This is a genomic window from Bacillus sp. LUNF1, assembly GCF_011008975.1.
GTDB classification, from domain to species: Bacteria; Bacillota; Bacilli; order Bacillales; family Bacillaceae; genus Bacillus; species Bacillus velezensis.
Genome location: NZ_CP048876.1, coordinates 1,423,428 through 1,439,150, shown reverse-complemented (window position 1 = coordinate 1,439,150; position 15,723 = coordinate 1,423,428). Strand labels below are relative to the sequence as shown.

Below are 15,723 nucleotides of genomic sequence, written 5' to 3'. Positions count from 1 at the left end.
TCCTTTTCTTTTCTTTATAATTCTTTGAAATCAAGTAAAGGAATCAGCAATTCTGACTCTTCCTTTTCTGGAGTTTCTCCATTGTCGATCCAGCATTGTTCCTTATTGAATATAATCGGAGAAAGCGGGTGTCTTTTTGTCTCTCCATATCCTAATGTGAGATGGCTGTCGCTCAATATCATATGTGCGTTCGTGCCCCCGAATCCAAAAGAACTGATTCCGGCTCTCAAAACCCCTTTTCTGGGACGCCATTCTTTTAAAGACGTGTTCGGAAAGAATGGCGACTGATCAAATTTAAAACGCGGATTTGGCGTTTTACAATGTAATGTCGGCGGGAGCATCTGATTTTTTATAGATAAGGCAACCTTTATAATACTCGCTATCCCCGCTGCACTCATTAAATGTCCGAAATTCGTTTTTACGCTGCCCACTCCGCAAAATTGCGTTTCTTCCGTAACCTCCCGGAACACTTCTGTCAGCGCTTTTAATTCAATCGGATCTCCTATCATCGTACCGGTGCCATGCGTCTCGACATAACTGAGAGTATCTGCATCAATTCCGCCTTTTTTCAGGGCTTTTTTTATCACTGCGCTTTGCGCTTTCGGATTAGGTGTTGTCATTCCCATTGTCTGTCCGTCATTATTAACCGCGGATGAGTCAATTACCGCGTAAATTCTGTCACCTTCGGCAAGGGCGTCATCAAGTCTTTTCAAAAGGACTGCGCCGCATCCCTCTCCCGGTACAAATCCATCTGCCTTCTCATCAAATGTATGACACTTTCCTTCAGGTGAAAGCGCACGCGCCTCACTCAGCATGACGTAAGGTTTTTGATCCAGCAAAATGTCAACTCCGCCCGCAATCGCCATATCTGACTCTTTTGACATCAGGCTTTGACAAGCGAGATGGACGCTGACCAATGAGGAAGAACAAGCCGTGTCTACAACCAGATTTGGTCCTTTCAGATTAAAAAAGTGTGAGATATGCGCACCTATGAAATTTTGTCCTATACCCACGATCGTATTTTTTGAAGGAGAACCTATTTTGGACATAAACGTCCCGGTCCGCGAACCGATGAAGACGCCGACTTCTTTGTTTGATACTTCTTCTTTTGTATAGCCGCCGTCTCTCAATGTCTGGACGCTGACCTCAAGGCATTTTTTGATTAACGGATCAAGCTCTGATGCCTCACTTTTGTTCATATTAAAAAACGCGGGATCGAAAGACTCAATATCTTGAAGAAATCCGCCCCACTTACTGATACTTTTTCCCTTTTCATAGGTGTCAGAGTAGTATGAAGAAATATCCCATCGCGACGCCGGGACTTCGCGGACACTATTTTGTCCTTTCTTCAAATTTCTCCAGAACGTTTCTGTGTCCGGAGCATCCGGAAACTCACAGCCCATTCCGATAATAGCGATTTGGTTCAGACTGGTTTGTTGTATTTGAGATCCGCTGTCCCGTACTTCGGAAGCATTTTGATTTATATGTTGCTCTTTTTTCCGAATCTCAATGTTTTCTGAATCAATTTGAGGACTGATCCCCTCACTTGCAAATAATTCGTTTAAATAGACGCCCAGTTGTGAAAAACTCGGATACTCCAGAAAAGCTGATGGTTCAATTTTTATTTGAAATGCATCTTCCGCTTTTTTGACAAGCTGAACCAGTAAGATTGAATCAACTCCGTAATCCGCAAAAGACGTATCCTGATCTAAATTCTCGTAAGGTATTTTCAGCTCCGCGGAAAAAATCTCCATTAACGTCCTGATCATAGCTTCATTGTCTCCCTGACCAGAGATCTCTTTTTCTTCAGCATCCGGCTTATTTATAGCAGCTTGAATTCTTGTCTGAAGCAGCTGCTCCAGCTTGAATTTCTCCGGATGTGTCTTTGCCGGTATAAGGCAGGGGTATCCGTTTATCGTCATCATTTCATCCAGCATGGCAATACCTGTTTCTGTTGAGTGTGAAAGTAAACCAAGTGCCTGATATGATGGACTTGTCACCTCGCCCATCCCAATGTCCCTCCAGCTCGGCCAGTTAATTGATTGATAATATGTTCTGCCGGCTGCATGCTGATACGCCGCAAAGTAATCCATGAAAGCGTTCGCTGCGGCATAGTCACTTGTTCCGGCGCCTAATAAAGGAAAGGCGCTCGCAACAGATGAAAACAAAATGAAGAAATCAAGTTTGTCATCAATAAAAATGTCATGGAGTACCTGCATCCCCTGCACCTTTGGCTCAAATACTTCTCTTATTTCTTGATCAGATTTATGAATAAAAGCCGGATTCGAATGATTGGCTGCACCAGCGCAATGAATCACCCCGCCGATTTTGCCGAACTTCATTCTCACCTTTGAAAAGAAGCGTTGTAATTTTTCTTTTTCCGTGAGCGGCCCGGAATACACTTCCACCTGAACTCCCTTTTGATCCAACTCATGCAGCAGTTGTAATTTCGAATAAAGAGGTGACTTTTCATCGGTGTCTTTTAACATGCCGGCTATTTTATCAGATTCCGGAAGGTCGGTTACTCCCATCAACACAAGTTTTTTGACTCCCTTGCCGGCATAATGTCTGGCAAGTTCTGCTCCGATCCCTCTTGTTCCCCCTGTAATAACCAGGGTTTGATCCTTACGGCATACCGGCAGGCCGGATCGTTTCCGGTTTATTTCCGCTGCATGTAATTTCTCGACGTATGGAATATAACGTTCACCGTTCCGGTAGCAGATTTCACTATACAGCCCGTCAGCGCAAGCTTCATCTGTGATTACCTGTCTCAATTCCGCCGCAGTCCCGACATGCCCGTCTACATCTATTGTTTTTGATTTTATCTTTTGATACTCCGCACTCAGCATTTTATATAGTCCGGCTGTTTCGGCTCCGGCTAACGACGGCTTGTCATTCAGAAATGTCTGCAGCCCTCTGGTCACATGTAAAACGAAAAGCTGTTTACGTGTGTTTATGATTTCCTGCAGCAGTGTCAGCTTCCCGATTGTGCCGGTGTGTGCCCCGTTTTGATCACTCCGCAAATCTGACAGGTCAATCATGCCGATGATTTCCGGATTTTCTTCTATGACTGCTAGAACCGTTTTTTTGGCTTCTCCATTTGAATGATCCCAGTTATCTGCGCAAATGACAGCGGGTTCAATCAGAGGATCTGAATCAAACAATTCGAATGCAAGCCGCTCACTTTCACTATTAGCCAGGATCATCACCTGTCCTTTCGTAAAAGCGGAAGGCGCAGCCTTTTGTTTTTTCCACGATTTTTTTAATACATCAAATGATAAGTCAATCGGTGTATGGGGCAGACTTTGCGGTACACCTGTTTTTTTCTGTTCCTGTGCTGCTTTTGCGGCAGGCACCCAATATCTGTTCCGTTCAAAAGGATATACAGGAAGAGAGATAAGCTTCGGTAATTCCGCAGTGTACATCTCTTCCCATTCAACGTCTCCTCCGTTCACCCAGTGAATGGCCATATCTCTTGCATTTTCAAAGTGAGCGGCTGACAGGGCACCCTTTTGACCAGCGCCTCGGCGGGCCTTTCCCCTATATAAACCGTTTACCTTCTGATCTGACCGCAAATACATCGTCAGCTTATTGCGAAGATCGTCAATGCTGCTAACCTCAACAGCGAGCCGCTCTTCCATAGCGTTTCTCCCGGTCTGCGAAGTGTACGCAGCATCGGCTAGTGACGTGTTTGGCTCCAGTTCTTTTATATATGCATCAATCAAGAGTCTGAGCCGTTCTTCATTTTTGGCAGAAAGCAGAATAATTTGCGTCTTGTTGCTCTGTACCGTTTCCATCTTTTCTTCATTCTTATACTCTTCGATGATAATGTGAGCATTAGATCCTCCAGCGCCGAAAGAACTGATGCCTGACCTTCTGGCTTGATTTTGCGGCGTCTCCCAATCGGTCAGTTCAGACTGCACGTAAAACGGAGTTTCCCCAAAATCAATATTAGGATTTAAGTTATCGGAATGAAGGGAAGGAGCAAGCTGTTTATATTTCATTTGCATCAGCACTTTTGTGATAGAAGCAATTCCCGCCGCAGCCTCTAGGTGTCCGATATTTGACTTAACCGAACCAATTGCACAACGATAATCGCTTTTCGAGCTGTGCAAAGCTTTGGTTAAACCTGAAATTTCAATCGGGTCTCCCAAAGATGTCCCGGTGCCATGCGCTTCAATATAACTTATGCTGTCTGCATCAATCCCCGCCTTATCAAGAGTTTCACTGATGACGTTTGCCTGCTCGCCCGGATTTGGCACAGTGTATCCGTTTGTTTTTCCGCCGTGATTTACAGATGTTCCCTTAATCACACCGTAAATCCTGTCCCCGTCAGCCTTTGCGGCAGAAAGCGGTTTCAAAAGAACGGCCCCGACTCCTTCTCCCGGCACATATCCGTCTCCTCCCGCTCCAAAGCTTCTGCAGCGCCCATCGCTTGAAACAAAATGGTTTTGTGAAAGTAAAGTATATTTATCCGGGTGTAAGGATAAATTCACTCCTCCGGCTATAGCGAGGGTGGATTCTCCCCTTTTTAAACTTTCACATGCAAAATGAACAGCAGAAAGTGAAGAAGAACACATTGTATCAATTGCAAGGCTGGGTCCGTGCAGATCAAAGAAATATGACACCCGGTTTGCGATAGACGAATAAGAAGACAGGAGCGCCTGACGTTCCTCATCATCTGAAGCACCGGCTGCAAATAACTGATAGTGGCTGTAGGTGACACCGACAAATACACCTGTCTTATGCCGTTTCAACTTTTTCTTTGTGTAACCCGCATCTTCAAACGTGTGCCACGCTGTCTCTAAAAATAACCGTTCCTGAGGATCAATTAACTCGGCATCACGGGGCGAAATTGAGAAGAACAGCGGATCGAATTTATCAGCGTCTTTTATAAAACCCCCCCATTTGCTGTCATGACGGGCATTGTCACCTGTGTGATAATATTTCCGAAAATCCCAACGCTCTTTCGGTATTTCCGTTATACAATCTTTTCCGGAAGAAATATTTTCCCAAAACTGTTCCACATCCTTCGCCATCGGGTAGCGGCCGGCTATACCGATAATTGCAATATCTTCCTCGGAAGGTGCGGATGGTGTGCGGGAAACGGAAAGCTTCTCCCGTTTCGCCGGCGCCGAATGATCAATTCGCTGTTCGGCTGCCGGTAAAAACGCCTTCTTCAACTCATGATGATAGTGTTCAAGAAAATACTCTGACAGCTCTTCAACACTGCTGTATTCAAAGAAAAGAGTCTTAGACACTCTTCCAAAATATTTTTCCAGACGGGAGTTAAGACCTAAAATCGTTAGAGAATCAATTCCGTAACGGTCAAACGTATCCTCGGGTAAAATACTGTCCGCCGGTCTTCCCGTTTCCGCACCGACGATCTCTGTCAAAAGACGAACCGTTTGCTTTTTCAGATCTTTTTCATTTAATTGCGGCAGATTACTGTTGTTTTCAGGCACAGTCTCTATTTCTTTATGATCCGTTGAGAGTAATTCACTTATTCTATCTTTGTCTCCGCTGATAACAGCCAGCTGAGAAGCAGAGCGGCTCATACTGTCCTGAAAAGCGGCAAGCCCGGCTTGGGCGGATAAAAGTTCCAGCCCTGCATGTCTTAAAGCTTGCAGCTCTCCCGGCCCGACTGTCATATTCCCCGCATCCCATAACGGCCAATTAATAGAAAGTGTTTTCCCGGAACGTCCCTTAATGCTTCGATACTGGGTGAATCCGTCCATACATCCGTTAGCGAAGGCGTAGTCGCTTTGACCCGCATTAGGCAGAACGGCCGAAAGGGACGAAAACATAACGAAGAAATCAAGAGGCTCTTCTTCAGCTGCTTTATCCAGCCAAACGGTTCCGAATAATTTAGGCGCTATAACTTCTTCTATGCTTTCTTTCGTTTTTTTTATGATAAATGCATCTTTAACAAGTCCGGCGCTGTGCAAAATTCCGTTTAATTCTCCGAATGTCTGCTTAATGTGCTTAATCAAAGCGTCCGTCTCTTTTTCCTTTGAAATATCTGCCGGGACATATAAGGCTTCAGCGCCAAGATTTTCAAGAGCGCTCAATTTTTGCGCCGTTTCACGGGAGGCCGGGGAACGGCCGGTTAATACCAGCTTGACTTCTGCCTGTTTCGCCAGATATTCCGCAAACAGATACCCGAGACCGCCGGCTCCTCCCGTAATTAAATACACACCGTTCTTTTTTACACTGAAACTATGTTTCTCCCCATCTTCTTTTTTTACTCTTTGAAGCTGCCTTTTATAATAATGCCTCGGCTCATAACAGGTAAAGTGGTCCTTCTTACATTGATTGTTCCATTCAAAAGAGATGACATCTGCAACATGCTGCTTTGTAAACGGCTCGTCAAACATTGATTTCAGCTCTGCAGCCTTACATGTGAAATTCGGATTTTCGGTCTGTACGGTCTTAAGAAAACTTTCAACCGCGTTATAAATCGGCTGAACCTCGCCCTCGGTATTTTCATACAGGTACAAAATTTCTGCTTTCGGACAAAGTTTGTTCGCCATGAAGGCCTGAAACATGTGAAACAAGGAAAACAGACTTTTATTGAGCTGCTTTCTCATTGCATCTTCTGTATTTTTGAAGAGCCCGGCAGCCAAAAAATGAATAATATGACGGGGTCTTATATTTTGAGAACGCAGAACCCCGCATAACGCATCATAATCCTCATCTTTTTCAAAGTTCATTGTAAAACGACCGTTCCGGCAATCTTCGAAACGCTCGCCGGAAGTCACGTAAATGAAAGGTGCCTCATAGCCTTCAAGCTGCCTCTTCATTACGGTATACATGCTGTCGTCTTCGCAAAAAAATAAAATTGGCTCTTTCGTATGCGGGAATTTTTCAATGCCTTTAAATTCATGTCTATCCCATACCATTTCATATAGATGGGTTTTCCCCAAGCTCTTAATTAATTCCAGCCCTTCTTCAGGCGTCAGGCTGCATTCTTTCACCTTTTTCACGATTTGCTCAATTTGCATCGTTTTTTCATTCATGGAAAAGCAACTCCTCTATCAGCTCTGACGTCTCTTTCGTATTCATCTCACCTGTTTGTGCTTTTTCAAGAAGCGACATGATTTCTCCATCTGCTGTATCTTTATTTGAGTTGTGAAGCTCAGTACCCGAGAAAGCCTCAGCCTTCTGCGCTTCATCTTTATTTAAATGAATCCAATGTCTGTTCTTGCTGAAAGGATAGAGAGGAAGAGACAGTTTAACCGGTTTGAGTTCCTCCTCATACAAGTCTTCCCAGCTGATTTCACAACCGATCGTCCACAACTGAGCCAGTTTGGCCGGCTTGTTTTGCTGAATCAGTGATTGAACATATGCATGACCTTCGGGGCCGCCGAATAAAGGAGCGTACAGACTATCAAAATCCGTTACATTTCCTTCATAAACACCTTGCAGCCTGCTCCCCTGAATGTAACCGTTTAATTTTTCAAGAAGATCTCCGGTATTCGAGCAAGTGATCGCAAGGCGGCATTCAAATGGTTCCCTTCCGGTTTGCAGCGTATATGCTATTTCTTCAAGACTGATTCCGGACTTTTCTCTAAAATTGCCGTTATGCGGTTTATCAGCTGATCGATTCCGGATGCTGCTGATATAGCGGCACAGCTCGCTCAGGGTCATTAATTCCTGAAATATGTCTAGTGATATTTCTGTGCCGTACATTTGGTTTATATAAGAGATTAATTCGGAATAAGCCAACGGATCAAATCCGAATTCAGAAAGAGGTGTCTTTGCATCTATATCTGCGGTATCTAAACGCAGGATACCCGCTGCCGCTTCCCGAACCGCCTCTTGCAAATCACGTTCCTGCACCTCTTGCTGACTGAATTGAACTGATAGTTCTTCATGTAAAAACGTTGTTAACTCTTTGGCTTTAACCATCAGCCTTTCCTTTGTTTTGGCCGATAGAACAATGATTTGTTCCCGCTCGGCAGTTACTGCTTTATCTTGGCCGTATTCAAATTCTTCCACGATGACATGAGCATTTGCCCCGCCGAATCCAAAGGAACTGACTCCGGCACGGCGCGGAACTTCATTTCCTTTTCGATCTTTTAACCTGGCCCACTTCATAGTTTTATTGACAATACGAAACGGTGTTCCGCTTAATTGAATGTAAGGGTTCAGTTCCTTGACATGTAGTGTGGCAGGCAGTGTTTTATACTTCATGGATAGTAATACTTTAATCAGCCCCGGCATTCCAGAGGCGGGCTCTAAATGACCGATATTCGTTTTTACTGAACCGATGCCGCAATATTGATCATGATTCTTTCCTGAATGCGGCTCAAAAGATCCAAACGCTTTTTTCAAGCCTTCAATCTCAATCGGATCTCCCAGTTCTGTCCCGGTTCCGTGTGCTTCAATATAAGATATCGTATCAACAGGAATATCGGCATTTTTGTAAACAGACGTTAACAGTTCTGCCTGAGCTTCCGGGTTCGGAGCGGTCAATGAAGCAGATCTTCCTCCGTGATTTTCTCCGGTTCCTCTCAGAACTCCGTAAATATTGTCTCTGTCATTCATTGCCGCTTGCAATGGTTTCAATAACAGAACAGCTGCACCTTCACCGCGGACATAACCGTCGGCAAGTTTATCAAACGTCTTACACCGGCCGTCCCTAGACAAAATACCGAGTTTATCAGTATACATATGCGTGACTGGATCTAAGAGCAGCGAAACCCCGCCTGCTACCGCCAGCTCACTTTCACCATTTTGAATCGAGCGCACAGCTCTGTGGATTGCTACAAGACTGCTTGAGCAGGCTGTATCAATGGACTCACTCGGACCTCTGAAATTAAAATAATGGGATACACGATTGCTGATGAGCGCCTGGCTGTTTCCGGTTCCCGCAAACGCATGCGCCCCGTCCGAATGCCTCATCAGCAGCTGGCGGTAATCATTAAATTGAATGCCCGTAAACACCCCGATATTTTTGCCAGACAGCTTTGAAGCTTTGTAACCCGCATCTTCTATCGCTTTCCAGGTTTCCTGCAAATAAATTCTGTGCTGAGGATCCATGAGTTCTGCTTCCCGCGGATTAATATTGAAAAACGCCTCATCGAATTTATCGGCATCTGTGATAAAGCCGCCCCATTTCGAATGTACTTCGCTGCTTCCTTTGCCTTCGGCGTATTTTTTCCAATCCCAGCGATCCGGGGGAATTTCCTGAATCAAATCTTTTTCATTGATTAAATTGATCCAAAACTCATCTGCATTTTTTGCTCCCGGAAAAACACAACTCATCCCGATAATGGCAACTGGCTGCTTCTCTGGATGATGGTCAGCCTGTCTTGTTGTCTTTTTTTCAAACGGAAAACTTCGCGGCGGCTTCACGGTTTTCCCGGTGGTTTTCCCAGCGTGCACTACTTTCCTTTTTTCAGAAATGTTTTTTTCTGCATCTGTATTCCCTTTTGCAACAGTACGCAGTTCACTGTTTAGAAATTCTGAAAGAGACTTAATATGGCTGTAAGTAAAGAAAACGGCAGGTGTCAGCTTAAGCTTGTATTTTTTATTCAGTCGGACAGCTAATGTTTTCAAACTGATAGAATCAAAGCCGAGATTACCGAAATTCTCTGCCGTATCCAGCTGTTCAATGTTAATTTTCAATAATTCCGATACCATTTGCTTCAGTTCTTCCAGGACATTGTCTGCAGACACCGGTGCTGTATAAGAAATTTCCTCTTGACGAACCGGAAGCGTATTTACTTTTTGATGCGGCAGATCTTTTTTTGCTGGTGTTGTTCCGGCATCCCCGGTAACAACCGAAATTTGCGGGCAGTCACTTGCCAAAATCGTCTCAAAAGCCGCTATCCCTTCTTCCGTTTCCAAATAATCAAACCCGGATGCAGAAAGATATGCTTCTTCAGCTTCTTTGTTTAAATGCATTCCGCCTTTACGCCACAACGGCCAGTTAATCGAAATGCTCTTGCCTTGTCTCTCTTGCCGGCGGCTCTGTTCGAATCTCCAATTTATATATTGATCTTGAAAATAATTGCCCAACGCATAATTAACCTGTCCAAAATCTCCGAAGACCGAAGAAATAGAAGAAAATACGATAAAGAAATCAAGCGGCTCATCTTTCGTTAATTCATCTAAACATACCGTTCCTTCAATTTTAGCAGTCATGCCTTCTGAAAAATCAGTCAGATTCATCTCTGTAAATAACCGATCATCGGCATGACCAGCTGAATGAATAACACCTTGAATGGAGCCCCAAGTCCGTTTCGTTTCTTCTATGACCCGTCCCATCGTCTTTTGATCTGCGGCATCAGCTTGATAATATACCGCATCTCCTCCAAGTGCCTGCAGCCGGTCAATGTTATGGCGTTTATCAGCTGTTAACGGTGACCTTCCCGTCAATACTAATTTTGCTTGATACTGAGAGGCTAAATATTTTGCAAAAATCAGGCCCAGACCGCCCAAACCGCCCGTTATGAGGTAAACCCCTTTCTGTTTCAGCAGATGAGAGTGCTCTGTATGATTGAACACATACTCCTTTAATGTCTTAATATACCTCTTGTTCTTTATATATTTAACTTCTTCCGCCTGCCGTTCCATGCCTGAAACCATTTCGTTAAGGCAAAACTCAGCCATTTTTTCAATTGATATACGTTCTGAAAAGCCGATTGACTTCACATTCTCTGCGGATGGCACCAACATATTTGCCGTTTTTAAACAGCCTGCAAGAGCGCCCGTATACGGATCATTCACGCCTTCTTTAAAAGAGTGAACAAGAAGCAAAGAATGAAGATAAAGAAAGGCGTCACTGCGGGCGCTCAGGGCTTTTAATAAATAAAAAATTGATTCCAGGCCGCTGAGAAGGTGGTCACCCGCGTAAAATGTTTCTCCCGTGTGCAAGATGACATCAGGAGAACATCCCTTTTTCTCCAATTCTTCAAATAAACGAATGTAATCTGACGTCACTTCCGGGTTTACACAGAATGTCAGCAGATTTTGATCGGTCTGCCGCTGATCCGGCGTGACGAGAATGACACGGCTGTCTGATTGATTTTTCAGAGCTTCAGCTAATGCTTCATCTTTTGCAAAGACCAGAATTGTTTTTGGCTCCCTATCTTTGATTTCAATCAGAGGGTTTTTTTGATCCCACTTATGCTCATAAAAACGTACATTTTTATTAGGCTTTTCGCCAAAAACCAGCCCGCTCAGTTCCATCAAAATCCCGCCGGCATTGTCTAATACATACACATCATAAGCCGAATCGCTTTCTCCAGTTTGTTCTGCATATACATAAACGGGTTCAGTCTCATGATCAAAAATCATACATTCTTTAATGTTTTCCGGGAGCTCTCCGGCATTTTCCCCCGCAAGGTATATGACGGCTTGATATACGCTCTCAATAACTTCCGGTTTGATTATGCACCCTTTCGGACCGGCCTTTGCTTTTATCTTTAAAAGCACCTGTCCGTTCCTGCTGACGCAATGCTCTGCCGCTTTCAGACTGTCACTGCAGCTGTATCCGAATTCGGCAAGCCGCTGATAAAACGCTTCGTACGGTATGCGGTCTGCATGCTGAGACAGGAACGGCTCAAGATGAATATTTCCGTTCTCGTACACTCCGCCTTCTAATTCAAGCCGCCCTGATGAATAAATGGATGAGTCGCTCTGTTTTTCTATAGAATACGATGCACCCTGATTATCCGGGGTTAATACAATCCGGATCTGCTCATTGCTTCCGCTTTGTAATATCGGTTCTCTAAAGGAGAGCTCTGTTAATTTAATAATCGGATTCCCTGAAGCCATCGCTCCGGCAGCTCTCGCCATTTCAATCTGGCTGAGAAACGGAAACATTTCCTTGTCTTGATACTTTGTTTTTATATACAAATCGGTATCGCTTACATTGATAAGAAACTTCTGTGCTTTAAAATCAGATATATTGCATGAAATGTAAGGATGCAGATCGTTATTTACGTTCATCCGGCGGCTTCCCGTATTTTGCGCATCTATTCTGCATAGCTCTTTGGCAAATGGATATCCGGGTGCTGATACCCGTCTCAGAGTGGCATCTTTATAAAGTGACGGCCAATCTACTCCGTTACCGCCAACCCAGTATTCAGCAATCTTCACAAGATCCCTGTTTGCGGCTGCTTCTTCAATCTCAGCTTTGTTCATCCTTTGAGCTTCTGTTGTGTCTTTGCCGCTTGTAAAAATATGATCCATCGCGTTTCCGAGAGTATAATCTGTCAGTCCTTTAAGCAATTCATCTTTTGTAGAGGCGATAACAGCCAATCTGTGCGGCATTTCTTCTCTGCCGGTTTGCAAAGTAAATGCTGTATTTCTAAGTGTTTCTAATGGATAATCTCTGGCTGCTATATGTTCTTTTGCGCGTTTTGCATACTCTGCCAGCCTGTCGGCATTTTTTGCAGAAAAAACAAATAAAAGCTGTTCAGGTTCTTCAGCAGCGAGAGAAGAGATAGCTTCATCCGCAAATTCTTCTAAAATAACATGGGCATTAGCTCCTCCTGCCCCGAAAGAACTGATTCCGGCACGCCTGGGAACGGATGACTCCCATTTTTCGGCACTGTCCGGTACATAAAAAGGTGTTTTTTGAAACGGTATATTTTCATTCAATTCAGCAGAATGAGTCAGTGACGGAACAATCGTTTTATGTTTCATTTGAAGAATAACTTTCGTAATGCCCGCTATGCCTGCAGCAGCCTCAAGATGTCCGATATTTGATTTAATCGATCCGATCGCGCATGTTTTCTTATCGCGTTCGGCATCTGAAAATGCTCTGGTCAGACCGGTGATTTCAATCGGATCTCCTAACGCGGTGCCTGTTCCGTGAGCTTCTATATAGCTGATGCTTTTTGGATCAATAAACCCTTTTTTTAAGGCTCTCGTAATGACCTCACTTTGAGCTTTGGGATTCGGCACGGTATATCCATTCGTCTTAGCACCGTGGTTGATGGCTGTTGCCTTAATAACTGAATAAATCTGATCACCGTCCGCAATTGCCTTTTTTACAGGTTTCAGCAGCACGGCACCTGTCCCTTCTCCCGGCACATAGCCGTCTCCTCCTGAACCGAAGCTTCTGCACCGGCCATCACTGGATAAAAATCCGCCTTGAGTCAGGAGTTCATATTTATGAGGATGAATGGATAAATTGACGCCTCCTGCAATTGCAATTTCACATTCATTCCTGATTAAACTTTCACAGGCAAAATGAACAGCCGTTAATGATGAGGAACACATCGTGTCCAAAGCAATACTTGGCCCGCTGAAATTAAAAAAGTACGATACCCGGTTTGCGATTGATGCATATGAGGAAGAAACGGCCGCTTCGTGACCAACGCTGTACAGCTGATATTGGCCGTACATAACCCCTGCAAAAACACCGACGTTTTTTCTTTCAAGCGTTTTCTTTGCGTACCCCGCATCTTCTATGGTGTGCCAAACCGTCTCTAAAAACAGTCTCTCCTGCGGATCAATTAATTCAGCTTCGGCAGGAGAAATATTAAAGAACAACGGATCAAAATGATACACATCGTCAATAAATCCCCCCCATTTGCTTTGGTTTTTTACTTCATTGCCCGCTGCGGGCTGATAGTGCAGCCCCGAATCCCACCGATCCTTAGGTATCTCAGTTATACAGTCTTTACCGTTCAATAAGTTTTCCCACAGAGTATCAAGATCATTTGCCATCGGGTAACGTCCGCTGATACCGATAATCGCGATATCATTATCATGATACTTCTCCTGCTGCACCTGATTTTTCATCTGGATTTTCTGTTTCCCGTTAACATCGGCTGTCTGTTTATGATCTTTTTTCTTCTGAGATGGGGTGCTGCTCCCGTTTTCTCCTAACCGGAGTTTATGAAGAAGAGTATCCCTGTGCTCCTCAACGAAATACTGTGACAATTCTGCCGCAGTCTGATATTCGAATAACAGCGTTTTTGAGAGCGCGCCGAAATGTTTTTCAAGCTCATTCGTCATATTGATAATCATAACGGAATCAAGTCCGTATTTTTCCAATGCCTCTTCTGCATCTATTTTGTCCGCAGGCATCCTGAATTCTGCAGCAATCATTTTTATGATGAAATCAGATGTTTCAGCTGTCAGTTTCTCTGAATCAAATGATTCGATATTTCTCCCTGTTCCTTCATCTGCCTGAATGCTTTCTTTTCGTTCATATAATTGCTGAACATGATTGTCAATTTGCTCATCTCCGTAAAATACAGTAAATTGCGAAAAACCGGAGGACAATGCGACTGCAAACGCTTCTTTACCTTCTTCTTTTTCTAAAGGATAAAAACCCGCCTTTTTCATTGTCTCTACCGTTCGCTCATCCACTTGCATGCCGACTTCTTTCCACAGCGGCCAGTTCAGAGAGAGAGAAATCGTATCAGAATGCTGGGCAGAACGCATATTCATGAAATGATCCATATAACTGTTTCCAAACGCGTAATCAGATTGCCCGACATTTCCCAACACTGCGGAAGTAGAGGAGAAGCAAATGAAAAAGTCAGGATTTTCTTTCTCAACAGCATCATTCAGCCACATCGTACCCAATACTTTCGGTCTGATTACCTGATCGAATTCCTCTCGTGACTTGTTAAGAAGGAAAGAGTCACGGATGATTCCCGCGCCCTGAATGACCCCGTTTACTTTTCCATAAGAAGTTTTGGCTTTTTTGACTAGATAATCGGCTTCTTCCTTATTGGTAATATCAGCCTGAACATAAACAGCTGAAGAACCCGCATCCTCCAATCGTCTCAGCTGTTTTCTTATATGATCTGAAAGCGGAGATCTCCCCGTTAAAACAAGGCAGCATTTTGTTTGAAAAGCCAAATATTCTGCAAAGGTAAATCCTAATCCGCCCGCGCCTCCTGCGATAATATATACTCCATTTTCTCTCAGCGGCACATCTCCGCTTCCGGAATTTTTTTCGGGTTCATACGTTTTGAGCTGTTTGACATAACGCTGCATGTCTTTATAACGGATCTCTACATCTGAAGGCTGGAAATCACTCAGCTCATTGCGTATGATATCAGCTGCGTGAACGGCTGCTATTGACTGCTCCATTTCAATGCTTTTTGCTGAGATTAACGGATTTTCCAGCTGCAATGTCCGCAAAAATCCGCTTGCCGCCGCGTAAAGAGGCTGTTCTCCAGAAAGATGCGAAAAATATCCATATAACAGCTTGATCGGTTTGCGGCAGTTATTTTTGAAGAGCGCCTGTTGCAGTAAAAACAAAGAATAGACTCCGCTGTCGCATTGTTCACGAATCGCTCTCTCTGTCTTTTCAAACGGCATGTCTGACCACAAATGCACCGCTTCCCGTATATCTGACTTCTCTTCTTCTATAAGCCATCCTAACAGGTTTATGTAATCTCTTTCAGAGCGGGGGTCGATTTCAAATACACCGTCCCCGGTTTTTCGAAACTCCTTCCCCGGCTTAACCAAAATAACCCTTGTATCATGCAATGCAGCAAGTTCTTTACTCACATCTTCACTTTTATCAAATAATAAAAGGCTGCCCTCACGTCGGCCGCCTTTTACATGAATGCTGAGATCTGTCCGCTGCCAGACCGTCTGATAATATATCGACTGTCCGTTAACCCCTGCGGAATGAGAACCAAGCTGCTGTATCCGCTTTACTCCTTCTTCCAAAGAAATGATGCCGCTTTCTATGTCAGAAAGTACTTTTTTTCTAATATGACGGGCTTCTTTCATAAA

2 protein-coding genes are annotated in these 15,723 nt (G+C 44.1%); both read right to left on the bottom strand.

Going from position 1 to position 15,723, the window contains the following annotated elements:
• Positions 1–14: 14 nt before the first annotated feature.
• Positions 15–7,019: an SDR family NAD(P)-dependent oxidoreductase gene (locus tag G4O42_RS07320; RefSeq protein ID WP_032874775.1), complete on the bottom strand. Its 7,005-nt coding sequence runs from the start codon at positions 7,017–7,019 to the stop codon at positions 15–17.
• Positions 7,012–15,720 carry a type I polyketide synthase gene (locus G4O42_RS07315; RefSeq protein WP_032874773.1) on the bottom strand — a complete coding sequence of 2,903 codons (8,709 nt, stop codon included), beginning with the start codon at positions 15,718–15,720 and terminating at the stop codon, positions 7,012–7,014. Before G4O42_RS07315 ends, G4O42_RS07320 begins: the two co-directional genes overlap by 8 nt.
• Positions 15,721–15,723 lie beyond the last annotated feature (3 nt).

Excerpts from the sequence above, each read along its gene's own strand:
- G4O42_RS07320 (WP_032874775.1), bottom strand. The coding sequence starts at position 7,019 with ATGAATGAAAAAACGATGCAAATTGAGCAAATCGTGAAAAAGGTGAAA.
- G4O42_RS07315 (WP_032874773.1), bottom strand. The coding sequence starts at position 15,720 with ATGAAAGAAGCCCGTCATATTAGAAAAAAAGTACTTTCTGACATAGAA.